We start from the raw sequence: 24,371 nt of genomic DNA, 5'->3' as shown, positions 1-24,371 counted from the left end.
TTCACCCACCCGATGGAGACCACACCATGGCCACGCGCCGCAACAACCCGACCCAAGCCCTCACCACCTCGCTCCTCCCCAGCCGCCTCCCGGTCGCCCCGAGCGTCCTCGCCGAGATCGGCCTGGACGCCGGAACCTGGGCGGTGCTCGCCGACTCGATCTTCCCCAACGCCAAGACACCCGAGGGTGTGATCCTCGCGGTGCGCTATTGCCAGGCGCGCGGCCTGGACGTGATGAAGCGCCCGGTCCACGTCGTTTCCATGTGGTCGACCGCGCTCGGACGTTACGTCGAGACCGTTTGGCCCGGCATCGCCGAGGTCCAGATCACGGCGGCGCGCACCGGCCTGTGGGCGGGGCTCGATTCGCCGCGTTTCGGACCGGAGCTGGCCAAGACCTTCACCGGAACGGTCAAGCGCGACGACAAGTGGACCGAGGTCGCCGTCACCGTGACCTTCCCCGAGTGGGCCGAAACGACGGTCTATCGGATGGTCAACGGGGTGCGCTGCCCCTTCTCCGAGATGGTCTTCTGGGAGGAGACATATGCCCGACAAGGCCGTGCGGAGGTGCCGAACGAGATGTGGCAGAAGCGTCCGAAGGGACAACTGCTCAAATGCGCCAAAGCCGCGAGCCTGCGGGCGGCCTTTCCCGAGGAAGCCGGCTACACCGCCGAGGAGATGGAAGGCAAGGCCATCGAGGGCCATGCCCCCGTCGACGGAGCCGTGATCGAGGGCGAGGTCGTCACCGCGCAACCGACCACGATCCAACCGCAGGTGACTCCGACAGTCGCCGACACCGCGTCGGTCGACACCGCTCGGGCAAACGGAATCGACGAGACCTCCGTCTCCGAAACCGCCCCGACGGATCCCGCGCATCGGGATGCCGTCATCGACGCGCAGGTGGCCAAGCAGGTCGCCATGCTCGTGGAGCGCGCCTGCAAGGTCGGCGCCTGGGGTCAGGCCGAGGACTATGCCCGCGCCCGCTTCAACGGGGCGCATCTGGCCTACGCCCTCGCCGAGTTGGAGCAAGCCGCCGCGCTGTCCGTCGTCACGAAAAAAGCCAAGACCGCCGAGGCGCCCGTCGCCGAGGCCGCCTAAACCCCATGACCGCCACGGACGGCAGTCGCGGGCTATTCGATCATCCACCCCATGGGGCACGCGCTGCCCCTCGGGGACGGTGCCCCTGTTTCTTTTGGAGCACCCCATGCACGTCATCGACATCACCCAACGCACACCCGGCTGGCACGCCTGGCGGAACGCCGGGGTTTCGGCCTCGGACGCCGCGGCCGTTCTTGGCGTCTCGCCCTACAAGACGCCGTGGCGCCTGTGGGCGGAGAAGATCGGAATGCTGTTGCCCGAAGACCTGAGCGGCAACCCGGTCGTGCGGCGCGGCAACGCGCTCGAAGACACCGCCCGCCAGGGCTTCGAGGAACGCCACGACACCTTGCTGCTGCCGCTCTGCGGCGAATCCGACACCAATCCCGTCATCCGCGCCTCGTTCGACGGCCTGGACAATGACGGCATCCCGGTCGAGCTCAAGGTGCCGCACGAGACCACCTACCTGCAGGTCCTGGAGCACGGTGTGGCCTCGGAGGCCTACCGTCTCTATTGGCATCAGGTCCAGTGCCAGATCCATGTCGCCGATGCCGCCGAAGGCTGGCTGGTGTTTCATAGGGCACCGGGCATCGCGCTCGACTTTCGCATCCCGCGCGACGAGACCTTCATCCGGGACACCTTGGTGCCGCGCTGCCTGGAGTTTCGGAAGCGGGTCGAGAAAAAGCACGAGCCCGAGCGCGATCCCGTGCGGGATCTCTACACCCCGTCCGGCACGGAGCTGGCGACCTGGACACGGCTGTCCGGGGAGTACCGCACGCTCGCCGCAGAGAAGGCCAAGCTCGACGCGACGCTCAAGACCCTGAAGTCGGGCCTGGAGGGCATCGAGTCGCAACTGGTCACCCTGCTGGGCGACTTCGCGATGGGCGAGAGCGCCGGGTTGCGGGTACTTCACTACGCCGTGGCCGGAGCGATCGACTACAAGGCCGCGTTGTCGGACCTCGTCCCGGATGTCGATCCGCTGAGTCTGGAGCGCTATCGCCGCACTGCCTCCGACCGGGTCAGGATCACGACCCTGAAGGACGGCACGGCAAGCGTTCCGTTCGATGCAGCCGCGCTCGACACGATGCAGGATCCCGCGGCGAGCGAGCACGGCTTCTACTTCTGACACCGCGAATCCAGGCCCATGGACGGGCCCCGGATTCGCCGATCCCCGATTCAGAGACACCCCGGCCCCGGCGGGCGGCTGTCCCGTCCGGACTGATGTTTCAGCAGTCCCGATCGGACAGCCGAATGACGTGATGTCCCTGCCGGACATGACGACTCCGCGAGCTGAACGGGCCGTTTCTCGGCGACACAGCCAATCCCAACCCTCTGCAACCCACCCCCCGGGGAGACCTGCGCTCCCCTCACGGGAGGCGTGCGTTTCCTCGGGTCCACCCACCCGATGGAGACCACACCATGACCGCTACGCAGCGTTTCGATGTCGCGACCACCTTCAACGTCAAGACCCGTCCGGGTCTGGAAGTGATCGGTTTCGCCGACGACACCCACCCGCACATCCCGGTGCGCAAGCCCTACGTCTTCAGACCCGAGCTGCTGCGCGACGTGCTGGCCTTCCTGCACGATGCCGGCGGCGACGGCCTGTTCCTGACCGGTCCGACCGGATCGGGCAAGACCAGCCTGATCCTGCAGATCGCCGCCCGGCTCGCCTGGCCGGTGCAGTCGGTGACCTGCCACGGGCGCATGGAGCTGGCGGCCCTGGTCGGCCAGTTCGTGTTGATCGAGGGCAGCACCCGGTTCGTCCACGGACCCCTGTCCACGGCGGCGCGCGACGGGCACATCCTGGTGCTCAACGAGAGCGATCTGATGGACCCGGCCGAGTTGGCGGGTCTGAACGACATCCTCGAGGGCCAGCCCCTGGTGATTGCCGAGAACGGCGGGGAGGTGATCCGTCCTCATCCGAAGTTCCGGGTCGTGGCGACCGGCAACACCGCCGGTGCCGGCGACCGCTCGGGGCTCTACCAAGGGGTGCTGCGACAGAACCTCGCCTTCATGGATCGCTTCCGAGTGGTGCAGGTTGGCTATCCGGAGCCCGACACCGAGAAGGATCTGATCGCCGCGGCGGTCCCGAAGCTGCCCGCGGAGATCATCGCGAAGATGATCCTCGTGGCCGAGGAGGTGCGGCGCCTGTTTCTGGGCGCCGGGACGGAATCCGGAGAGCTGACCGTGACCATGAGCACCCGGACCCTGGTGCGCTGGGCCACGCTGAGTCTCGCGTTCAAAGGCGCACCGAACGTCTTCGCGTATGCCCTGCAGCAGTCCTTGACCGCCCGCGCGGAGCCGGAGCAGCGCGAGGCGATCCACCGCATCGCCGCCGATGTCTTCGGCGACTACTGGGGTGCGAAGCCGTGAGCCCGTTGTATCGGCTCTACCGGTACGACCACGGCGACGGAACCGCCAAGGAATGGGCCTACGCCGATCTCGGCAACGGGACGGCGCAGATCCGTTGGGGACCGGCCGGTCGCCTGCGCCAATGCCAATCCAAGCCGTTGCGGATCGCCCTGGAGCGGGCACGCGAGAAGACACTCAAGGGCTACGTCGCCATCGGACAGGCGGACATCGATGCGACCGGGGCCGTGGCGCTCCTGTCTCGGGAGGGTCCGGATCCTCGGCTGCCTCCTGCCGTACCCACGCCCGACCCCAAGCCGACCCGCGACATCACCGCCCTCCTGGGCGGGGACGACGACGGGTTTTACTTCTAACCGATCTCGACACACGGCCGACCGCGGCGCACGTCTTCGCCGTCCGGCGATCGCGTGCGTCGTCGTTCGGCGCGGAGCCCACCGATGCACACGATCACCCACGTCACCGACCGGATCACCCTGGTCATGTTGAACGTCGCCATCTGGTCCGGACGCAAGAAACTGCGCGCCGAGGACCTGAAGCTCGGCACCGAGGTCCCGCCCGAGGAGCTGGTCTCCCTGGGATCCAAACGGGTCTGCGACCCCGAGTCGCTCAAGATCTTTCACCGCCTCAAGAAGGGTGCGGAGCGCACCTGCCTGCAGGTCGGAACCCGCTTTCTCGGCGGGTTTGCCGTGCCGCATGCGCACGCCGAGTCGATCGCCGAGAGCTTAGCGGTGCTGAAGCTGGAGTTCGACACGGAAACCCGCGCCTTCCTGGCCGGTTACGACCGGGCGTTGGAGGAGTGGATTTCCAATCTGCCCGCCTGGGAGGACCCGATTCGTCGGGCCATCGAGCCGGCGGAGGTCGTCGGGACGCGTCTGCGCTTCGGCTACCAGATCGTGCGGATCGCCCCGGCGGAGCAACCGGGGACACTCGAGGAGGAGGTCCAGGGGCTCGGCGACGGCATCTTCGCCGAAGTCGAGCAGATGGCCCGCGAGCTCGAAGGCAGCTTCGAGGGCAAGGAGAAGCTGCATCGCCGTGCGCTCGGCACCTTCCGACGTATCCGCGAGAAGCTCGCCTGCCTGTCCTTCGTGGACCAACGGATCCATCCGGTGGTGGACACCCTCGATCATTGGTTCGCCCGTCTGCCGACGGACCGCCCGATCGAAGGCCCGATCTTCAACGAAGGCATGGGGCTCGCGCTGCTGCTGTCGGATGCCGAACGCATGGCGCGCCACGGGGCGGGCCAGTGGGCGGTGCAGCAGGGCGGCGCGCCGAGCGCGAGCGACAGCGACATGGAATCGGACGCAACGCCGACCGAGGTCACGCCGTTGCCGCTCGCCGTGCAGTCCGCGATGGACTTCGAGGCCGAGATGGACGCCTTGTTCGGCGATGGGCCGGTCGAGGCCGACACGGACATCGACGTACAGGACCACCCACCGGAGCCCGCATTCGCCAGGCCCGTCGAGGAGACGGTCGCGGACGTCGAGGGCTTCTTTTTCTGATCCGAGCCTGAACCCGAGCCGGCGCATCCGCGCCGGCTTCGCATCATCCCACCCGACCGGGGTACACCGACCCCGCCGGGGTGGTGTGCCCCTTCTTCACTCAGGAGCACACCATGACACCCAAGACCTTGACCGACGCATTGCCGATCGTCGCCGCCGCCTACGGGCGCAGATTCGGCATCCCCGTGCGGGTCGGCGGCACGCAAGCCTGCACCGACGGCGGCGTGATCGTCATCCCCGCGATCGGGAGCGACCCGACGGCGCGGACGCTGGCGTGGGGCTATCTGGCCCACGAAGCGGCCCATGTCCGCTACACCGACTTCGCCCTGCCGAGGGCGCACAAACCGCTGGAGCGGTTCATCCAAGGGGTCATCGAAGACATCCGGATCGAGGGCGAGCTGATCGCCGTCTATCCGGGGACCCGCAGGACGCTCGATGCGGTCGTGGCCGCTTTGGTGGCCGACGGCTCGCAGTCGGCGGTGAGCGAGACCGAGAGCCCGTCCGACATCCTCGGCAACGGGTTCCTCGCCCTGGCCCGACATCGTTACCGCAAGCAGGACGCGCTCGCAAGCCACGCCAAGGAGGCCGATCGCGTCATGCGGGCGGTCTTCCAACCGCGCTTCGTCCATCGGCTGCAGGGACTCATGTCCGAGATCCCGAGGCTGGCGAGCACGGCGGCGTCGATCGACCTTGCTCGGCGGATCGTCGGGTTGATCGAGGAGGAATCGCAGGAGCCGCCGCCTGCGGCGCCGATCCAGCCCAATCCGCCGTCCGAGACGGAGGGCGATACGTGCTCCCAGCCGGAATCCGATCCGGACGCAGGGGACGGGACGGAGCAAGACGACGATGCACAGGAGGCGTCCACGGACAGTCCGTCCGCAGACGACGCCGAACAGGATGATGCCGGAAACGGAGGATCCGCGAACGGCGCATCGACAGGCGAGGGAAGACAGGATCGGGACGAGGAAGCCGAAGGCCAGAAGGGCCAAGACGGACGAAAGGCGGATGCCGGGGCCACGGCCACCGACAGTGCCCCGGCAGGCAACGACGTCCGCAGCGCACTGCAACAGGCACTGTCCGCCACCGACGCCGACCTTCCGGAGGACCTCTTCGCGTCGGTCGCCCAAGCCTTGAACGGGCGAAACCGCGATCCGGCGACGCTGCTTCCCGCAGCGGAGGCGTACGCGGGGGATCCAAGATCCGGAAGGATGGCCCTGGACCGGGTTAAGGGACAGTCGGCGAAGCTCGCGGCACGTCTGCAGGGCTTGATCGAAACCCACACCCAGGAACGCTCCCGAACGGGTCGACGTGGACAATCCTTGAGTCCACGTCACCTGCACCGTGCCGGCGTCGGCGACCCGCGGGTGTTCCGGATCCGCGAGCAGGCGATCGCACCGAATACGGCGCTGCACCTGCTGGTGGATCTGTCCTCGTCCATGCGTGCAGGCCGAGATGCGATCGCATTGGATGCGGCCGCAGCGCTGGCGCTGGCCTTGGAGCCGGTCAAAGGCGTCTCGCGCGCGGTGACGGCCTTCCCGAGCCTGCAGGGTCACGCCGACAAAGTGACCCGGATCCTGACGCACGGCGAGCGGACGGCGTCCCGCGTCGGGGCGTTCGTCCAACGCGGTCGCGGCGGTACGCCGATGACCGGGGCGCTGTGGTTCGCCGCGGCGGATCTGCTGGCCCGTCGCGAGACGCGCAAGGTGATCATCACACTGACCGACGGACAACCCGACGACGTGCACACCGCCGCCGACCTGATCGAACGGGCCGGCGCGGCCGGCATCGAGATGATCGGCGTGGGCATCGCCGTGGACGTCGGGCGTCTGTTCCCGATCGCCGTACGGATCGACGCCGTCGAGGATCTGAAGACCGCGCTGTTCGGGATTGCCGAGCAGCTTCTCCTGACCTGACCTGACCCCAGCCGTCGGGACCTCGATCGGCCGTCCACCGCGGACGGCCGGTCCGGGTCCGGGAGGTGTGCTCGCCGTGGGCGCGCTCGCGCGTTCATCGCAAGCACGGTTCCCCGGATCCTCGCTGTCGAGGATCTCCGAGAAGCGGTCGCTGGCCGCCCGGTCCGCCGGAAACACAGCCGAACCCACTGATCCAATCCACCCCGCGGGGAGAGCCACTCTCCCCCGGGGGCGGTGCGTCTCCCCTTCACTGGAGAGACGCATGTCCACACCCCGTCCCGCCCGCGCGCTTGCGGGCCTGATCGAAACCCTCGCGCGTCGCGGCGACCATCGCCCCGACGAATGGCTGCGCTTCCTGACCATGGATGTGCTCGCCGGCTTCGGCGAGCGACTCGAAACACCTTGGGACGAGCGGCGTCACAACGCGCTGTTCGAGCTCTCCGGCCTCTACGGACGGCTCGTCGCCGAGAACCCCTGGCGGGACATTCTCGGCGCCGTCTACATGGAGCTGAGCGCACACGGCCAACGCAAATGGATGGGGCAGTATTTCACGCCCCAGTCGGTCGCGGATTTCATGGCCGAGATCAACACCATGGATATGGATCCGTCGGCGCATCCGAAGGACCGCTTCGTCACGATCCTGGAGCCGACCAGCGGTGCGGGAATCCTGCTGCTGTCGGTCTGCAAGACCATCGCGATGAAACACGGCGCCGAGGCGCTGCGGCGTCTGTCGCTCACGGCGATCGATCTGGATCCGCTGTGCGCGCGCATGACCGCCTGCCAGCTGCTCGCCAACGCGGCCCTGCATGGACCGCTCGGGGAGATCCTGGTCTACCGCGGCAATGCGCTCGGCAATCCGGCCGATCTGGAGGTGGTGACGCATCGCCTCGCCGCGCCCGCGTGCATCGCCGGTCGTCCCGAGCCGATCCCCGAGGTCCTCCCGGCCCGCGCACCACAACGCCTCGCGGCCGTCACGGCGGCCACCGAGAGCCGTCAGTTGAGCCTCTTCGACGACGCGGCGCTGCCGCCGCTGCAACGCACGGCCTAACGCGCCGACAGCCATCCACCCCGCGGGGACACCCTTCCCCGCATCGGGGGGACGTGTCTCCCCGCTCGACCCCGGAGACACCACCCATGAAGAAACCCCAGCTGTCACTCCCCCTGGAACCCGACCACATGCGCCGGGCCGACCTGCCGGAAAGCGATCGGGAGCTGGTGGCCAACGCCATCCGCTGCCTGGAGCAGAAGTACCTGGTCAAGCAGGACTGCCTGACCAATCCGGAGGCCACGCGCAACTTCCTCAAGCTGCGGCTCTACGGGCTGCACTACGAGGTGTTCGCGTGCCTGTATCTGGACAACCGCCATCGCGTCATCCGCTACGAGGAATTGTTCCGCGGCACCATCGACGGGGCCAGCGTGCATCCCAGAGAGGTTCTGCGCAAGGTGGTGGAGACCGGCGCGGCGGCGGTCATCTTCGCCCACAACCACCCCTCGGGTGTTCCGGAGCCCTCCCAAGCCGATCTGCGCCTCACCCAGCGACTGCGCGAGGGCCTCTCGCTGTTCGACGTGCGGGTGATCGATCACATGATCGTCGGCGACGGCGAGGCCGTCTCCATGGCCGAGCGCGGCGTGCTCTGACGGTCTATCGACTATCGCAAAAAACCCAATCCACTCAACCCCGCGGGGCCGATCTCCCCGTCGGGGAGGTGTGCCCCGCCCGACCTCGGAGACACACCGCATGAACCCATCCAGACTGCACATGACCCTTGACGCACGCATCGTCCGCGAGCACGCCCGCGGACGCTGGATCGGCATCCTCGGTCGGCTCGCGCCGACCTTGGCGCCTGCACTGGCCCGTCCGGGTCGACACGTGCCCTGCCCGGTCCATGGCGGATCGGACGGGTTCCGGGTCTTCCGCGATGTAGCGGAAACCGGAGGCGGGATCTGCAACAGCTGCGGCCCCCGGCGCGATGGATTCGCGTTGCTGATGTGGGCCAACGCTTGGGGCTTTCGCGAGACCCTGGAGGCGGTCGCCCGGGATCTGGGGCTCGACACGAGACAGCCGCGGACAATCGAGCCGCGACCGAGACCGGTCGTCGTCTCGCGCCCGGCCGACGACGGCGGGAAAGACGCCGGCTCGGCCGAGGCCGCCCTTCGGCGCGTCTGGTCCGAGACCCTGGACCCGGACGACCGGCAGGCCCTCCCGCTGCGGCGGTATCTGTCCCGTCGCGGAATCGATGCCGAACCCGACCCGCGCGTGCTCCGGTTTCATCCGGGGCTGGCGTACTACGAGGACACGAGACGCGTCGGCACCTTCCCGGCGCTTGTGGCCAAGGTGTCGGATGCCGAGGGCCGACCGGTGTCCCTACACCGGATCTACCTCGACCGCGCGGGACACAAGGCCCCGGTCGCGCATCCGAAGAAGATGATGCCGCCGATCGGCACGCTCTGCGGGGGTGCCGTGCGGCTCTACCCGGCCTGTGTGACCCTGGGGATCACCGAAGGGATCGAGACCGCACTGGTGATCCGCCAGCGCACCGCGATGCCGGTCTGGGCCGGGATCTCCGCGACCCTGCTGCAGCGGTTCGTGCCGCCGCCGGGGGTCGATCTGGTCGTGATCTGGGCCGATCTGGATCGCTCGGGAACCGGGGAGCAAGCCGCCCGCGCACTGCGCGAGCGGCTTGTCTCACGAGGTATTCGGGTGGCGCTGCATCTACCGAAAGGGCCGATCCCGGAGGGCAGCAAAAGCCTCGACTGGTGCGATCTGTGGCGGCTCGATCTGCGCGCCGCGGCCTGACCGAACGGTGAACGCGTCGACCCGCACCCGCACGGGTGCGCGATCGGCGAGCTCACCCGTCAACCCAAGCAAACCCGCCGGGGCGAAAGCGCCGGTGGGTTTTTTGTTGCGGCGTCGGTCGACGCGCGATACTGAGGGCTTCGACTTTTCACCGACAATGCCCGATGACCGAAACGACAGCGCTTGATTGGTTCGACGCCGGCAGTCGCGTCCTCGAGGGCGCTCGCACACCCGACCTGTTCCCGCCGCTCGACGACGCGCACGCCCAGCGCGCGTGGCTCGCCGGGTTCGCGGGCGCCTGGGCGGAACGCAGCGGTGACGAGGCCGCCGAAGATGCCCTCGTCGCGGCACTGGAGGGCCGCCCTGCCCTGCTGAGACAGCTTTGGGATCGGGGTCCGGGCAAGATCGCGCGCAGCTGGTCCTGATCCGGGTGAAGGCAAACGGCTTCGACGGTCATGACCCGAGCGGCACCCCCTCCCGACGGCGCGAGCTCGGTACCCCGCCCGGCAGAGTCAGATCGACAGATCGAGCGCGAGAAGCGGCGCCAGATTCAGCAGGATCAAGGTTCCGATCCAGTTCAAGCGTTCAAGCGGTGCCGTGTGCGCGGTTATGACCGTGGGTGATATCCTCGGTGCACGTCATGATCAATGGTGGCACATCTTCGGATGCCTGAGGTCTCGCAACAGGGGCAGCGCTGGATCAATGCCGAAAAGGCTCGCTATTACCGGGTCGTCCTGGAACAGGACCTGTTCGGAGACTGGAGCCTCATCGCCTGCTGGGGTGCACTGCACTCGCGCCGCGGCGGGATGCGGGTCACCTCGCTGCCATCGCTCGATGCCGGCGTCGCGGCGCTGGACGGGATCGCGAAGCGACGGCGGCAGCGGGGATATGTACCGGTGCATCTTCCGCCTGACCCCTCGGCGTGATGAACGCACCCGCTGCAGATGCCCCCGATCGTCAAGTGGCAGACCTCTCCGATCATGGGCTGCCGCCAACCGCCGGATTCTGACTCCGCGCGCTGCGAATCGCGTTATACCCGCCAACTTGCACCTTCGCCGTCTTCATCTTAAGGCGCGAATCGACGCTTGACGCCGATCCATCGGGAGTGCCGAGCCCGGCACCGATAAGTCTGGTGACCGAGCCACCGAGGCGTCGGACACCGAGGAAGTATTCCCAAGTGCCGCCACCAAAACTGCATCGACAGGCCAAAGGCGTGAAGCTAGCCAAAAATAAATTGATATTTTGCGCACCAAGCGCAAAATATAAATATATATTAGAAGCAACGAGCAAAATCCATGCTTGTCGAGTTCCGCGTCAAGAACTTCTGCAGCCTGCGTGACGAGCAGGTCCTCAGTCTTGTCGCATCCAAAGACAAGACCATGCACGATACCCACACCTCGAGCACCGGCCTCAAGGCTGCGCCGTACTTGCTGCGCAGCGCCGTGCTGTACGGCGCCAATGCCGGCGGTAAATCAAACATTATCAAAGCACTGCAGTACATGCGGGGCGTCGTGCTCGAATCGGCGACCAGTATTCAGCCCGGCCAGGTATTCGCGGTGCAGCCCTTCCGGCTCGATGCCCGATCAGCCGGTCTGCCGACGGAGTTCGAAGTCACGTTCATCCTGGACGGAGTGCGCTACCAGTACGGCTTTTCCATGACGCCGCAACGCATCGTCAGCGAGCATCTTCTGGTCTACAAAGCGTTCAAGCCACAGCGCTGGTTCGAGCGCCGTTTCGACTCTGAAAGCGGAAAAGACGTGTACGACTTCGGCCCTGGCCTGAAGGGGACCAAGAACCTTTGGGAAGGTGCCACCCGACCCAACGCCTTGTTCCTGTCGATGGCCGTGCAGCTCAACAGCGAGTCCCTGAGACCGGTGTTCGATTGGTTCGCCGATCATCTGGTGATCATCAACGAACAGGCGCGGGTGAATCCGCAGACGTCGATTCACATGCTTGAGCAGGACGAAGGCCGCAAACAGATCTGCGACGTCCTCGCCGCGGCCGACATCAGCATTTCCGACATCGAGGTTGTCACCCGCAAGGTGCCGGGGCATGCCGTTCATTTCGATCTGGTCGCCGGCAAGACCGAGGTCCGCAGCGAGGAGGTGGACGAGCACCAGTTGCGCTTCTCGCATGTGACCGAGCAAGGCCGAGCTGTGTTCGAGCTGATGGACGAGTCCAACGGTACCCGCAACCTGCTGTTCCTGATCGGGCCCGCGCTAAACATCCTCAAGAAGGGCTTGACCCTGGTCATCGACGAGCTCGACACCAGTCTGCATACCCTCCTGCTGCGCGAGCTGGTTCGCCTGTTTCATCGGCCCGAGGTCAACACCGGCGACGCACAGCTGATCTTCACCACCCATGACACGGCGCTGCTGGATGCACCCGACCTGTTCCGGCGCGATCAGGTCTGGTTCGTGGAGAAAGACCAGGATCAGGCATCCGCACTGGTGGCGCTCTCCGAATTCAGCCCGCGCAAGAACGAAGCGCGGGAGCGCGGCTATCTGCAGGGACGCTACGGCGGCGTTCCCTTCTTGAGCCCTACCCTCGGGCTCAAGCACTGATGGCGCGCGACCGCTCCCCCAAAGAGCGCCAGCGCCGACAGCTCGAACGCAAGCAGGCGCGCTGCGCCGGCTACGACCGCATCCTGATCGTCTCGGAGGGAAGCAAGACCGAGCCCAACGACTTCCGCGAGATCCGTACTGCCCATCGCCTGCACACGGCCAATGTCGAGGTGCGGCCCAGCGAGCTCGGCACTGCGCCGATCCAGGTCGTGCAATACGCACGGGAGCTGTTCGAGAACGGGGATCGCCACAGGAATATTCAGCGCCGTGCGTTCGAGCAGGTCTACGCAGTCTTCGACCGCGACGGGCATGCCAGCTATTTCGACGCCTTGAATCAGGCGGCGTCCTTGGATGACAAGCTGCGCAACGACAACAGGCAACCGGTAGTCTTCAGGGCAATTGCCTCGATCCCCAACTTCGAGCTGTGGCTGTTGCTGCACTACAAGGACATTCAGGGAGGACATTCAGGCGCCGATCCACCGTGACGAGGCGATGGGCCGCCTGAAGCAGCAGATTCCGGTCTACGAAAAAGGCGCCGGCAGCGCCTTTGCCATCACGTGCGACCGGCTCGACATTGCCACACAGCGGGCGAACGCGCTGGCGACCCGATTCAATGCCAAGACCGACCCCGAACCCAACACTGCCATTGTCGATCTGGTAACGCTGCTGACCAGCCTACGCGGGGTGAGCAGCCCATCCTCCTCGACAACGACCAAACATGCGACGAGCGCTGAAGGCGTCGGAATCTCGCGCCTAAAACGACCCTCTTGATCGATTCTGAATCTCCCAGATCGAGCTTCTGAAGATCCTGGCGAGCGCCGGATGCAAGGGATCGTCTTCGCGGACGTCGGATTTCGCCTTCTCCGACAGCTCCATTGTTTTCCAAAGCAGACCCCAAGGAAGCTCCTTGTGCTGCGTGTCGATCACCGTCTCCAGCTCCTCGACAGTCGCCCGATCCAGCGGGCGCTTGCGAAGCCCCTTGGCGAGCCGTCGCTGATGAGCAAACTTGCCGAAACCCAGGACCATAGAACTCTCCTTCCGCTCTCGGAATCGCGGGGATTTTACGCTGCCGAACCGCTGCGACCTCAGTTGTGATGCCTTCGCCTCATGCCGACGACGCGGTGAAGGATACCAAGCAACTCACATTGGATGCCTTTTACACAATGCGCGGTGCGACACGTAAACATTTCACCCCCGATCGAAGACCATTGTGCACTCGCCATCCGAGATCCCGACCTCCAGACACTGCGCCGGCAACGAGACGCCAAACTCCGGATGCCATGTATTGGGTACGAGCCTGGCCGCTCCCTTGGCGATGGACCAGCGCACACTCTGCCCATCCGGCAGAGACAAGGTGCCCTGCATCCCCTCCCCGTCGGCCTGGATCTGCGGATTCAGATGGAAGCGGGCGATCGCCACAACGCACTCGCCCTCCAGCCTGTCGGTCACCGCCAGCCGCACCGACGTCATCCCCCAGGTGCGACGATGAAACGGGCGTCCGCGCAGACGGCTTTAGCCATCTTAGGCGGCCGAGACGCTCTGCACACCCGCTGTCGGCGGGATACGCTCGAATGACGCGCCGCAGCGCGTGCTCCGTTACGCAAACCCTCAATCGTCAGACTTCACCTGGACCCTGACGGTCCTGCCCAAGGCGTCGTAGTCCTGCTCCAGGGTCTGGGCCAGCGTAATCATCGCCGCAGTTGGGCGACCCGGGACATAGACTGTCACGCATGCCTCGCCGGGCAGGGCGAATGAGATCTCACCACGTAAAGCCTGCAGGTCGAATTGAGCCTCGAAATCACCAACCGCACAGTCCAGAATCGCATGCCGCATGTCGTCGCGCCTCTCGCCTCTCATGATATCGCCGATCAAACACCCCCTGCCGCTCGTACAGCGCACGACGCAAATGAAGCGTCGGGTGCAGCGGCATCCAACCCCGCTTTAGGCGGATCCGACCCGCGCCCGGATCATCGGTACAAGACCCGCAGTGACAACACCCGCAGGGTCTGATTCCACATTGTGACCGCGCCTTTCTTCACCGTATTGCTGTCGACGATCACCACATCCCCGTCCTCCAACGGCAAGTCTGCGACCCCGCGATCGCGCACCGCCGCAAGGTCCACCGCTAGCTCCCGCGGCGCCCCGCTGCCGTCGTGCCGAATCACCCGGACGTTCGAGTCGATCGCCTCCCAGTTGGTCCCCCCGGCCTCGGCAATCGCCTTGAGCACCGTCATGTCCGAACGCAACGCGAAGGAGCCCGGATTGGCCACCGCACCGTCCACGAAGATGGTCCCCGCCTCGGGCACATAGAGACTGTCCCCGCCGCGCAAGACAAGAGCATTCGCATTCGGATTCGCCACCAGATCCCGCAGGTCCAGAATCAAATTCTGCGCGGCCATCTCCCCGGTCTGCGGATCCGGCCCCACGGTACGCACCCCGACCGTCGAACCCGCGTTCCCGGCCAACCCACCCGCCATCGACAACACCTCGATCAGGGTCCTCGGACGGGTGATCGGAAAGACACCCGGGCGCGCCACCGCGCCTGTCACCGTCACCTCCTGCGAGGCATACTCCTGGACGAAGAGCGCGACCTGCGGCTGATGCACGTAACGGCTCAAGCGTTCCGACAGGAGCTGCTCCGCCCCGCCGACCGTCAAGCCGCTCAATCTCAACTCCCCCACCAGGGGCAGATTCACCGTCCCCGGACCCGTGATCCGCACGCGCAGACCCTGGATCTCCGGCACCTGCGGCGCCTCGATCTTGATCACGTCGCCCGGTCCCAGCCGATAATCATGGGCCGAGAGATCCCCGCCGGGCCCGTTCGACGCCATTGCCAGCGCCTGGTTCAACTCGGTCAGGCGCACTTGCGCCGCCCGTGCCTGCGCCTCCTCGGCGTAAGACGGCGCGTTCTTTCCCGCGCCGCTCGACGGCGATCCGGCGCATCCGACGACCGATCCAATCCCGACGGACATCGCAGCGATCCACCATAAGCGAGTCCAATGTTTCATCATCAAACTCCCTCCCCGACATGAAAGCATCCACCCGACCGGCCCATCGTGGTGCCACCCCGCCCGAAAATGAGGTTCCACCGAAATCTAGTCTTCCGAATGCTGCGATCAAGAGGACGACCCCGCATCTGACGAAAGCGGTTCGGGCATGTTGGGCGATCTCCTGGCCGAAGTGTCCCCACTGGGCACGACCGCATGTCGGGGCAACTGAAGGTGCCCCGACATGCGGCAGCCCAACGAACTTACCACTGCCCCAAAAGACCGGCCTTCGTGCTCGCTCGCTCAGTGGGAGATCGCCCGAGCGCAAATCTCCGCAAGCTCGTCAACCCGGCATTCCTACGGCAGCCGCTTTGGGGTCTGCCGACCGGACAGCCCCGGGGTCGCCCGACCACCCCGGCACCAGACGCGCCAGCACCCTACCCGCAGCGGCATCGCTTCGCTCGAAGAGAGCCGCATCCAAATCGGCAAGCGCTAAGTCCAAGACGGCAACCTCCGGACCTTCGGCGCGGCGCGCGATCTTGATGCGCGGATTCGGTGTGTCCGTAAAGCCCTCCGACGCATAAAACAACTCCTCGAACAGCTTCTCGCCCGGACGCAAGCCTGTGTACTTGATCGCGATATCCCGCCCCGGCTCAAGGCCCGACAGACGGATCATCTGCTCCGCCAGGTAGCGAATCTTTACCGGCTCGCCCATATCGAGTACGAAGGTCTCCCCGCCGTGTCCGATAACCGCCGCCTGCATGATGAGCTGGCATGCCTCCGGGATCGTCATGAAGAAGCGCTCGATCTCCGGATGCGTCACGGTCAGGGGGCCGCCCCGTTCGATCTGCTGGCGAAAGCGCGGCACCACGCTGCCCGCGGAGCCCAGCACGTTGCCGAAACGCACGGTCATGAAGCGGCAGGCCGAGCGGTGATCCGTCTCCAAACAGATCAGCTCCGCCAATCGTTTGCTGGCACCCATGACATTCGACGGATTCACCGCCTTATCGGTCGAGATCAAGACGAAACGCTCGCAACCCCAACGGTCGGCCGCTTCGGCCATCACCCGGGTGCCGACAACATTGTTGTGCAAGGCCGCCTGAATCTGATCCTCGAGCAGCGGGACATGCTTGTAGGCCGCCGCGTGGAAGACGACATCCGGACGCACCCGCTCAAACAGCGCATCGATCCCGCCCCGGTTGGTGACATCCAACAGATATCGGCTGAGCACCGGCGGATCGGGCTCGTCCAGCAACTCGGTCTCGATCCGATAGAGATTGAACTCGCCGTGATCGACCAGGATCAACTCGCGCGGTCGACAGGCACGAAGCTGCCGGCAAAGCTCCGAGCCGATCGAGCCGCCGGCCCCGCTGACCAGCACGACCCGATCGGCTAAGCCGTTGCGCATGCCGTCCCAGTCCAGGTTGACTTGATCGCGTCCCAACAAATCCTCGATCAAGACCGGCCGAAGCTGGTTCACCGAGACCAGACCCGCCATGACGTCTTTGACCTGGGGCACGGTCCGAAACGGGCGGCCCGCGGTCTCGCACAAGCCGACGAGACGCTGCATCTCCTTCGCCGACGCCGTCGGCGTGGCCAACAAGACCACGTCGATACCGAACGTCTCGACCAACTGCGGGATCTGATCGGTGGTGCCCCGGATCGGCACGCCATGGACAACACCGCCGTGACGCCGCGGTTTGTCGTCGACAAAGGCGATCGGCACGTACCCGGAATGCCGATCTCGCAGAAGATCCCGCACCAGCATCTCCCCCGTGCGCTCGGCGCCTACGATCAGCACACGCCGCCCGCCGCTGAAGTCCAGCCGCCGGTCCTTGATCCAGCGATAGAAGAGGCGCGGTCCTGCCAACAGCATCAACTGAAAAATGACGAACAGCACCGGCAAAGACCGCGGAATAAAGGCCATCCGGTTGAAGATGAAGAGCACGAAAAGCAGCAAGGTCGTCCCGGTCAGCACCGCGAAGGCGATGCGGACCAGATCGTCGATCGAGGCAAAGCGCCAAACGCCACGGTAGAGTCCGAAAGCCCAATAGACCGGCCCGACCACGAGCACAACCAAGGGCAGCATCTCGACCGCCTCTTCGATGAACTCCGGCGGCACGTAGGCGAGGTTGAACCGCATCCAATAGGCCAAACCCCAGGCCACCGGGATTGTCACGATGTCATGCACGAACACCAGCAGACGCGAACGGGCGCGCTGAAACCAAAGGCTCATCGGCGACCCATCTCATCGTGTACGTTCATGCAGGATACTCCGTTGGTGAAGACTCGGATGGATCCCGACCAAGCGATCACCGCGGGCGCACGAGATCCATCGGGTATCGACGATGCGGATTGATTCAGGGACCGGGATCGGGCGATCGAAAGCACGGGGACGCTCGGAGCCGCCAAAGCAGCCAGAGGGCCGGTGACAGCGGCAAGGGGAAGATGACGCGGGGATGATGGCGGAGTAAGGGAACCGGGTCAACGCCCGGAAGGCGGGAGACGGCGCAGAGCGGACGTTCAAGCGGATTCCCAAGCCCGGGGAGATACGGCGGGGGTATCGGGAAGGATGGGCAGAGGCCCGAAGGTGTGGCTTGGGTGGTGCGCGATCGGCCTTGCGCATGAGACCGGCAACCCTTACCGGCTCGCTCGCGACATCACACCTAGGGGTAGGGGCGGGTAGGGGCGACTTAAGTCGCCCCTACCCGCCCCTACCCTCGGTCGATCATTTCCGGACGGGCACCCGAGCGGCTCTCGGCGCTACCGCCTTGCGCCGCTTCGGCCGGCTTGAAAAGCAAGACCGGCGCGTTCAGAAGTAAGGGGCGAGTTCGGGCGGGGGTGTCGGCAGATCCTCAAACCATCGCCAAGCAATCTTGCTCTTGGGAAACAGAATCACCCAGATGGTCACGATAATGACTAAAAAGTAGTTCTTCAGGGACCGATTCCGGATATACCAGTTCTCCACCTGTCCCTTGTAAGGCATGATGACGTGATCGTAGAAGGCGACCGGGTCCGCCGCATCCTTCATCATCTTCTCCTCTCCGCGAAACAGGATGGCCCCGAGACCGGACAACCCGGGCCGCACCTTCACGATCTCGGACTGCATCTCCGGCGGAAAGGCCGAAAAGCAACGCGGTGTCTGAGGCCGCGGACCGGCGATGCTCATGTGTCCCAGCCAGACGTTGATCAGCTGCGGGAGCTCGTTGATCTTGCTCTTACGCAACCACCGCCCGACCGGCAGGACGCGCGGGTCGTTATGGATCGTCAAGTCACCCGTCCCGAGCTTCGGACTGTCTTTCAGCATGGTCGCGAACTTGAGCAGATCGAACAGCTTACCGTCTTTTCCGACCCGCGGCTGGCGGTAAAAGATCTCGCCCTCGCCGGTGAAACGCAGAACCGGGATCACAATGATCCAAAGCGGCAGCACCCACGATATAAAGACCGTCGACAGAATAAAATCGACGATGCGCGTCGAGTCGAATCGTTCGTTCAAGAGAAATACCTCGATAATCGGCCTCGCGTGTCGAGACACCGGAAAAAAACGGTTATCACATCTTCTCGTCCAGATATTTCCCCGTTTCCTTGTGACCGAAATCGGGGAGCATCGCATGAAAGAGATCCACCAACTCATCCCGCTCCCACCATCCGCGGGCCTTGAGCGCCGTGATCCGCTCCAGAAACGCATCCAAAGCGGATGAATCGAAGACTGCAGTGTTCTTGATCACCCCGATGCTCTCGAAGCGCGTCATATCCAAGGTTTCGCCGGAAGTAAAAAACTCCTCGAAATCCTTTTCGCCCGTCGTATCGCTGGCGAAGAAGTAACAAGGCCATTGCTTGCGCGCAATGCGCTCCTCGACGCCCTCCCGTGCCTCTTCCTCGCTGGCGCAAGGGTAAGCCTCGTATCCTAAGGCGGCGAGATAGCGCACCGCGATTTCCGAGAAGGTAATCAGATGCAGCCGCTCGCTCAGCTTCGGAAAGAGGATGTCCCGATTCTCCCCCAACAGACAAGACATCAGACAGAGCTCGCCAGACTCCTGCGGCGTCACGAAATAGCGCCGCACATCGTTCGGTGCGGAGAAGGGCTGGCGTTTGGCGAAGCGTTGATTGAATCCATGCAGCAAGGAGCCGTCGGAAAAGGCCACGTTTGCAAAACGCGCCGTCGAGATCGGCAGATCCAGGCTGGCACGCATCAGAAACTGCTCCATGATGCGCTTGCTCGCACCCATCATATTGACCGGGTTTGCCGCCTTGTCGGTCGACACGCAGAAGTATTTCCGCGCCCCGCCCTCTTGAGCCTGTGCGATGGTCGCGATGGTGTTGAGGATGTTGACGTCCACCATCCGCATCAACGTAAAGGGATCCTTCTCGCTGCGCACATGCTTCAAGGCGGACAGATTCAGCACATAGTCGTAACCGCCGCTCCAGCGCATCAGCGCTCGAAACTCCACCGAGCCGCAGTCGATCGCAAAGGTGCGGAAGTCACCCTCGATGTAGCCGAGCGTACTGCGGATATCGCGCACCAGCTCGACCATATTGTTCTCGCTGATGTCCACGACATGCAGCACCCGGGGATTGCGCTTGAAGATCTCCCGAGCCACCGCCTGCCCGATCGACCCAGCACCCCCGATCACCAAAAAACGCCCCTCCGCCACCCGCGCCGACAGCTCCGCCTCATGTGCAGCGATGTCGCCGTCAAACAGCACCCGTTCCCGACCAATCAACCCCAACACGTCCATCCTGCCCCTCCTCTAGCATGCCGTGTCGGGGCGGTGTAGGGGCGACTTAAGTCGCCCCTACACCGCCCCGACACGGCCCTAAACCAAAATATCCCCCACATCCCCGCCAACCCATACCGCATCCCACAACGCATAATCGCCGACCGACTGCACCAACCCACGCCGCAAGGGATTCGCAACGATATACCGCCCGATATCCCGCAGCGTCTCCTCCCGACGCACCGCATGATCGTAAAATCCACGCTGCCACACCGGAGCCACCACCCCGCCGACTTGGCCGAGACGCCGCGCCGAGCGACGTTTCGACCGCCGCATCACCGACGACAGATCCGCACCGTCACCCAGCACAAACAGCCAATGCAAATGATCCGGCATCACCACGAAAGCCAAACTCCGCACCGCACCCGCCCGGTCCAGCAGCCGCATCTCCTCGACCAAGATCCGACCCAAGGTCAAATCCGCAAACACAGGCCGACGACCCTCGATCACCGTCGTCACATGATAAGCACGCCCAGGCTCCGAAAACCGACCCTTCAGCAAATCGTCCCGAGACATATCGATCCCCGACCGTATCCGTACGATGTCCAGCGCCGGGCGTCATGCCTTGTAGCCGTAGGGGCCACTTCAGCCGCCCGGAAATCAAGCCGCAGGAGCGGTGTAGGGGCGACTTAAGTCGCCCCTACACCCCGACACCGAACCAACACCAAATTATCACCGACATTCCCCCCGACCCAGCCGATCGCGATTACCGTGGGACGTTCCCGGTTTCCCCCTCTTGAGTTAAACTACGCGTCCCGGTGAATCTTATTTAAGGTGTTCAGATGTCTCTGAGATTTGACACCCGTGTCGCGGCAGCGGCTACGGCGCAAGACCCAAAGCTGATGCGCCAGGAGTTTTCCCGCGTCTTGCATATGCCTGCGCAAACCGATGGGCTCAAACGTCACCGTCTGCGGTTTCGCGAGGTGCTCTATTTCAAGTTGAAGGGGACCTTGGAGCGCGAGGGGTTGGTGTTGAGCCCAGAGGACAGGCGCGCGCTCTATAAGGTCCTGACGATCAGGGCCGGTGAGGTTGGCGGCTGGCGTCGAACGGGGCGGAAACTGGTGCGTGCCGGTGACGTGCCGATCACGCTCGACCTGACCAATATCGTGCGCAGCACGCATAGCGCGTTGCGAACGGTCCTGCGAGGAGAAGACCTGATCGAAAGCCGATCCGACGTCTGTTCCGGTGAGCCGGTGTTCAAGGGCACGCGCGTGCCGGTCGTGCATCTCATCGAGCAGTTTCGCACGGGCGTACCCTTTCCCGAGATCGCTGAAGATTACCCCCAGCTCAGCGAAAAAGCCCTGCGCTACGCCGAGCTTCGCTCGCGCATGGGCCAGGCGCCCGGCCGACCGCCGGGGCCGCTGAAGATCAGGCGGACCGCGACCGCGTCTTGAAGCTGCTGATCGACGAGAATCTTTCACCGCAGCTTGCCGCTTGGGCGAACCAGCAGGGGTTGGAAGCCAGTGCGGCCGTCTACGTGGGCCTTCAGGGTAAGCCCGACATTCAGGTCTGGCGCCATGCCTATGCGAACAGCCAGATTGTTGTGACGGTGAATGTCGGTGATTTCATCCAGCTTGCCCAAGGGGTTGAGTTGCACCCCGGGGTGATCGCGTTCCGTGAAGCCGGTCTGGATCGGAAAACGCAGTGGGAACGTTTGCAGCAGGCGATTCGATTCGTTGAAGATCAGTGCGAGGGGGATCTGACGAACCAGGTGCTTGAAGTGAAGCGCAGCGGAGATCTGGTGCTTCATACGATTCCTGAGTATTGATGGCGCCTTCGGTCACGCTATAAGCCGTTCCCGCTCGACAACGATCGGCCGTCCTGATGCATGCGAGTAGAGGACATCCGGACAGAGGCCAGCACCGTTAGGCCGAACGATCGTTCCCAGATCGGTCGATACCTCAACCTGCCTGAAGAAATCGTCATCGAGCAGCGGCTCGATCCGGTAAAGGCTGCGGATTGAGCCGGGATGTCGGGTTACGCTGCGCTAACCCGACCTATGGCGAATCCAGGGTAGCGGTGTAGGGGCGGTGTAGGGGCGACTTAAGTCGCCCCTACACCGCCGCGAAATCGCCCATCCACCCTTCCGGCACGCTCGATGGCAGGTTTACCACCCGCTCCTCCAACCAGAGCGAGTTCTCAAGACCGTCATGCTGACAGTCGGCATACATCGCCAGACGGCTCATCAAACGCCAAATGGGCCGGGTCATCACGCCCTGAGCGTTGGTGTACTCCAAAAACGCATCCCGCTCCGCCGCCGAACTCAACAGGATCGCATTGAGCCAGTGATTGGAACGCGTCCCCGCGGGCGCCGCCAAGAAGCAAATACCGATCTCGGCGCACACGGCCGCATAACGCCGCGCGATCTCGGCCTTGATCGCCAACATCTCGGGCAAGCGCTCCATCTGCGCACAGCCCAAGGCCGCGTTGAGATTCGGCATCCGATAGTTGTAGCCGGTTTGGTCGTGAACGAACTCGAAGGGGTGCGGGACCTTCGCGGTTGTCGTCAGGTGTTTCGCCCGCGCCGCCAACTCGGCGTCATCGGTGACGATCATCCCCCCGCCACCCGTCGTGATGATCTTGTTCCCGTTGAAGCTCAACGTCCCCAACCGCCCTAACGTACCCGTATGCCGCCACCTCGAACCAACTGTAGCGGCGGCTTCAGCCGCCAACCCGTTCCAATCGGCGGTAGGGGCGGCTTTAGCCGCCAACCCGCCCCGATCAACGGGTGTAGGGGCGGCTGAAGCCGCCCCTACCTCTTCCGGCAACAAATCAATAAAACTCCCGAGCGACTCGGCCGCATCCTCCACCACGGGGATTCCCCACTCATCGCAAATCGCAACGATCTCGCCGATCCGGCACGGATGACCGAAGGTATGCATCGGCACACAGGCCGCCAGTCGTCGACCGCTGGATCGGTTGAACACAACACCCGCTCGCCGCTCGGCATGCCGCTCGAAAAATGCCCGCAACGCCGTCGGACTCAGACCCAGCGTGTCGCGGTCTACATCCACAAATACCGGCCAAGCCCCCGCACAGCGCGCCGCGTTGCAGGTCGCCACAAAGGTCAGTGCCTGGGTGATGACCTCATCATCGCGACCGACACCCGCGAGCTCGAGCGCCATATGCAGCGCCGCCGTACCGTTGACCGTGGCCACCGCATAGCCAGCCCTGGTGAAATCAGCGATCCGCTCCTCGAACTCGGTGACCTTCGCCCCCACCGAGGAGACAAAGTTGGAGTCGATGCAGTCGACCAGATACTGGCGTTCGTTGCCCTCGAACACCGGACGATGCAGAGGGACGCTGCCCTCGCCATAAATGGCACGAACACCCGCGATCAGGGCATCGAAGGTTTTTGAAGACTTAGCCATCATCGATCCCGCACGTGGTCGTGGTCGCTGGGTTGACAGAAGCAGGGCTCGCCGCTCGAATCCGAGGGGGCCTGACGGATCACAGGTCCGCTGCCTCGACATGCATGGGTCGCATCGGCCGCCCACGACTCGGGTGTCCAAAGCCGCAATGGGCGACTTAAGTCGCCCCTACACGGCGGCTTCGCTTCCGGAAACAAGCCGACGCTCAAGGCCGAACTCCGCGATGGTCGAGCTCCAAGGCCAACAGACCCAGATACTCATGCAAGGCGCGCTCGGTCTTGCGCAGATTTCCCGAACTCGGTAGCCAGCTCAGCAGGGTCCGCTTCTCGTATCTGCCGGTCAGGTGCTGAGTCGGCGCCGCGATGGGCGCCAATCCCACCCGCTCGAAGTGCCGCATGGCCCGGGGCATGTGGGCCGCCGAGGTGACGAGCAGGATGCGCCGCCCGGGCCCGATGGCAGCGTCGACCGCATACGCCTCTTGAGCCGTGTCGAGCGCGCTGTCCAAGGTCAGGATACGCGCATCCGCAATGCCGAGCTCCCGCGCTGCCTGCGCATAGCCCGACGCGACCGGCGGACGTCCGTCTCGGCCCCCTCCCCCGCTGAGGATCAAGCGGGCCTCGGGAAGAGCATGTGCGAGTCGCACACCTTCGAACAGACGGATCGCGGAGTTCTCGTTGAGCTGCGAGCTGAGCGGCCAATCGGCGCGCGGCCACCAGCCTGCACCGAGCACCACGATCGCCGCGACATCGCCCGGCGCACTCGGATCCACCAGCGCCGGGTAACGTCGCTCGAGCGGACCCAATAGACCCTCCGACACCGGCCACCAAGCGGCCAGCGCCACGATGAGCGCAGCCCCGATCATGAGGCGCACCCCGGCACGTTGACGCCCCAGAAGCCAAAAGACCAGGCCGAGGACGACCAGACCAGAGGCGATCGTCATCGGCATCGCCAATGCGGAGACCAGCGGCTTCACGAGGGCCAGGAGACTCTCCATGTCGGGC

Annotated in this window: 26 protein-coding genes; 16 read left to right on the top strand and 10 right to left on the bottom strand. The window is 64.7% G+C overall.

From position 1 onward, the window contains the following. Positions 1-26 precede the first annotated feature (26 nt). The 14 genes from bet (at position 27) to BDD21_RS28305 (ending at position 13,005) form a co-directional block, all read left to right on the top strand. Positions 27-1,094 carry a phage recombination protein Bet gene (bet, locus tag BDD21_RS15125; protein WP_120797846.1) on the top strand — a complete coding sequence of 356 codons (1,068 nt, stop codon included), beginning with the start codon at positions 27-29 and terminating at the stop codon, positions 1,092-1,094. A 106-nt stretch (positions 1,095-1,200) separates the two neighbouring features. Continuing rightward, positions 1,201-2,217 carry a YqaJ viral recombinase family nuclease gene (locus BDD21_RS15120; protein ID WP_120797845.1) on the top strand — a complete coding sequence of 339 codons (1,017 nt, stop codon included), beginning with the start codon at positions 1,201-1,203 and terminating at the stop codon, positions 2,215-2,217. A gap of 293 nt (positions 2,218-2,510) precedes the next feature. Beyond that, positions 2,511-3,464 carry an AAA family ATPase gene (locus tag BDD21_RS15115; RefSeq protein WP_120797844.1) on the top strand — a complete coding sequence of 318 codons (954 nt, stop codon included), beginning with the start codon at positions 2,511-2,513 and terminating at the stop codon, positions 3,462-3,464. Next, positions 3,461-3,814: a hypothetical protein gene (locus BDD21_RS15110; RefSeq protein WP_120797843.1), complete on the top strand. Its 354-nt coding sequence runs from the start codon at positions 3,461-3,463 to the stop codon at positions 3,812-3,814. Before BDD21_RS15115 ends, BDD21_RS15110 begins: the two co-directional genes overlap by 4 nt. Positions 3,815-3,898: 84 nt before the next feature. Beyond that, the gene (locus BDD21_RS15105; RefSeq protein ID WP_120797842.1) at positions 3,899-4,960 is read left to right on the top strand and encodes a DUF3150 domain-containing protein; all 1,062 of its coding nucleotides are present in this window, start codon (positions 3,899-3,901) and stop codon (positions 4,958-4,960) included. 113 nt (positions 4,961-5,073) lie between these two features. Further along, a complete protein-coding gene (locus BDD21_RS15100; RefSeq protein WP_120797841.1) occupies positions 5,074-6,873 on the top strand; it encodes a VWA domain-containing protein in 1,800 nt (599 codons plus the stop codon). A 262-nt stretch (positions 6,874-7,135) separates the two neighbouring features. Next, positions 7,136-7,921 carry an N-6 DNA methylase gene (locus tag BDD21_RS15095; RefSeq protein WP_120797840.1) on the top strand — a complete coding sequence of 262 codons (786 nt, stop codon included), beginning with the start codon at positions 7,136-7,138 and terminating at the stop codon, positions 7,919-7,921. An 86-nt stretch (positions 7,922-8,007) separates the two neighbouring features. Further along, entirely contained in the window at positions 8,008-8,511 is a 504-nt protein-coding gene (locus BDD21_RS15090; RefSeq protein WP_093036220.1) for a JAB domain-containing protein, read from the top strand. Between the two features lie 100 nt (positions 8,512-8,611). Then, positions 8,612-9,670, top strand: a complete 1,059-nt coding sequence (locus BDD21_RS15085) for a DUF7146 domain-containing protein (protein ID WP_120797839.1) — start codon at positions 8,612-8,614, stop codon at positions 9,668-9,670. A 164-nt stretch (positions 9,671-9,834) separates the two neighbouring features. Then, the gene (locus tag BDD21_RS15080) at positions 9,835-10,095 is read left to right on the top strand and encodes a histidine kinase (RefSeq protein WP_120797838.1); all 261 of its coding nucleotides are present in this window, start codon (positions 9,835-9,837) and stop codon (positions 10,093-10,095) included. 240 nt (positions 10,096-10,335) lie between these two features. Continuing rightward, entirely contained in the window at positions 10,336-10,596 is a 261-nt protein-coding gene (locus tag BDD21_RS15075; protein WP_120799949.1) for a WGR domain-containing protein, read from the top strand. A gap of 369 nt (positions 10,597-10,965) precedes the next feature. Continuing rightward, on the top strand, positions 10,966-12,234 hold the full coding sequence (locus tag BDD21_RS15070) for an AAA family ATPase (protein ID WP_120797837.1): 1,269 nt from the start codon (positions 10,966-10,968) through the stop codon (positions 12,232-12,234). Beyond that, a complete protein-coding gene (locus BDD21_RS28310; protein WP_211335070.1) occupies positions 12,234-12,719 on the top strand; it encodes an RloB family protein in 486 nt (161 codons plus the stop codon). Before BDD21_RS15070 ends, BDD21_RS28310 begins: the two co-directional genes overlap by 1 nt. A gap of 7 nt (positions 12,720-12,726) precedes the next feature. Then, positions 12,727-13,005: a hypothetical protein gene (locus BDD21_RS28305; RefSeq protein WP_211335069.1), complete on the top strand. Its 279-nt coding sequence runs from the start codon at positions 12,727-12,729 to the stop codon at positions 13,003-13,005. Here the strand turns inward: BDD21_RS28305 and BDD21_RS15060 are convergent. The 8 genes from BDD21_RS15060 to BDD21_RS15025 all read right to left on the bottom strand — a co-directional run bounded on the left by BDD21_RS15060 (position 12,988) and on the right by BDD21_RS15025 (position 20,515). Beyond that, a complete protein-coding gene (locus BDD21_RS15060; protein WP_120797836.1) occupies positions 12,988-13,260 on the bottom strand; it encodes a hypothetical protein in 273 nt (90 codons plus the stop codon). The two genes, BDD21_RS28305 and BDD21_RS15060, sit on opposite strands and share 18 nt — an antisense overlap. Before the next feature lie 162 nt (positions 13,261-13,422). Beyond that, on the bottom strand, positions 13,423-13,683 hold the full coding sequence (locus BDD21_RS15055; RefSeq protein ID WP_245969626.1) for a hypothetical protein: 261 nt from the start codon (positions 13,681-13,683) through the stop codon (positions 13,423-13,425). Between the two features lie 159 nt (positions 13,684-13,842). Continuing rightward, positions 13,843-14,106: a hypothetical protein gene (locus BDD21_RS27500; RefSeq protein ID WP_147431100.1), complete on the bottom strand. Its 264-nt coding sequence runs from the start codon at positions 14,104-14,106 to the stop codon at positions 13,843-13,845. A 95-nt stretch (positions 14,107-14,201) separates the two neighbouring features. Beyond that, positions 14,202-15,206 carry a polysaccharide biosynthesis/export family protein gene (locus BDD21_RS15045; protein WP_170164770.1) on the bottom strand — a complete coding sequence of 335 codons (1,005 nt, stop codon included), beginning with the start codon at positions 15,204-15,206 and terminating at the stop codon, positions 14,202-14,204. Positions 15,207-15,564: 358 nt separating this feature from the next. Then, entirely contained in the window at positions 15,565-17,457 is a 1,893-nt protein-coding gene (locus tag BDD21_RS15040) for a nucleoside-diphosphate sugar epimerase/dehydratase (RefSeq protein WP_120797833.1), read from the bottom strand. 576 nt (positions 17,458-18,033) lie between these two features. Further along, positions 18,034-18,717 (bottom strand): sugar transferase, encoded by a 684-nt coding sequence (locus BDD21_RS15035; RefSeq protein WP_245969625.1) that lies wholly within the window; start codon positions 18,715-18,717, stop codon positions 18,034-18,036. Between the two features lie 55 nt (positions 18,718-18,772). Beyond that, positions 18,773-19,960: a UDP-N-acetylglucosamine 4,6-dehydratase gene (locus tag BDD21_RS15030; RefSeq protein WP_120797831.1), complete on the bottom strand. Its 1,188-nt coding sequence runs from the start codon at positions 19,958-19,960 to the stop codon at positions 18,773-18,775. A 78-nt stretch (positions 19,961-20,038) separates the two neighbouring features. Next, positions 20,039-20,515: an REP-associated tyrosine transposase gene (locus BDD21_RS15025; RefSeq protein ID WP_120797830.1), complete on the bottom strand. Its 477-nt coding sequence runs from the start codon at positions 20,513-20,515 to the stop codon at positions 20,039-20,041. A 266-nt stretch (positions 20,516-20,781) separates the two neighbouring features. Here BDD21_RS15025 and BDD21_RS15020 point away from each other — a divergent pair, with 266 nt between their 5' ends. Together BDD21_RS15020 and BDD21_RS27495 are read left to right on the top strand one after the other, a co-directional pair. After that, a complete protein-coding gene (locus tag BDD21_RS15020; RefSeq protein WP_120797829.1) occupies positions 20,782-21,393 on the top strand; it encodes a DUF433 domain-containing protein in 612 nt (203 codons plus the stop codon). After that, a complete protein-coding gene (locus tag BDD21_RS27495; protein WP_147431099.1) occupies positions 21,390-21,767 on the top strand; it encodes a DUF5615 family PIN-like protein in 378 nt (125 codons plus the stop codon). Before BDD21_RS15020 ends, BDD21_RS27495 begins: the two co-directional genes overlap by 4 nt. Positions 21,768-22,053: 286 nt before the next feature. Here the strand turns inward: BDD21_RS27495 and BDD21_RS28695 are convergent, their stop codons facing one another. Beyond that, positions 22,054-23,370: a LegC family aminotransferase gene (locus BDD21_RS28695; protein WP_245969624.1), complete on the bottom strand. Its 1,317-nt coding sequence runs from the start codon at positions 23,368-23,370 to the stop codon at positions 22,054-22,056. A 205-nt stretch (positions 23,371-23,575) separates the two neighbouring features. Further along, positions 23,576-24,364, bottom strand: a complete 789-nt coding sequence (locus BDD21_RS15000) for an ElyC/SanA/YdcF family protein (protein ID WP_120797827.1) — start codon at positions 24,362-24,364, stop codon at positions 23,576-23,578. Between the last annotated feature and the right edge of the window lie 7 nt (positions 24,365-24,371).

The sequence above is a fragment of the Thiocapsa rosea genome (assembly GCF_003634315.1).
In the GTDB taxonomy this organism is placed as follows: domain Bacteria; phylum Pseudomonadota; class Gammaproteobacteria; order Chromatiales; family Chromatiaceae; genus Thiocapsa; species Thiocapsa rosea.
This window is presented reverse-complemented; position numbering and strand designations above follow the sequence as displayed.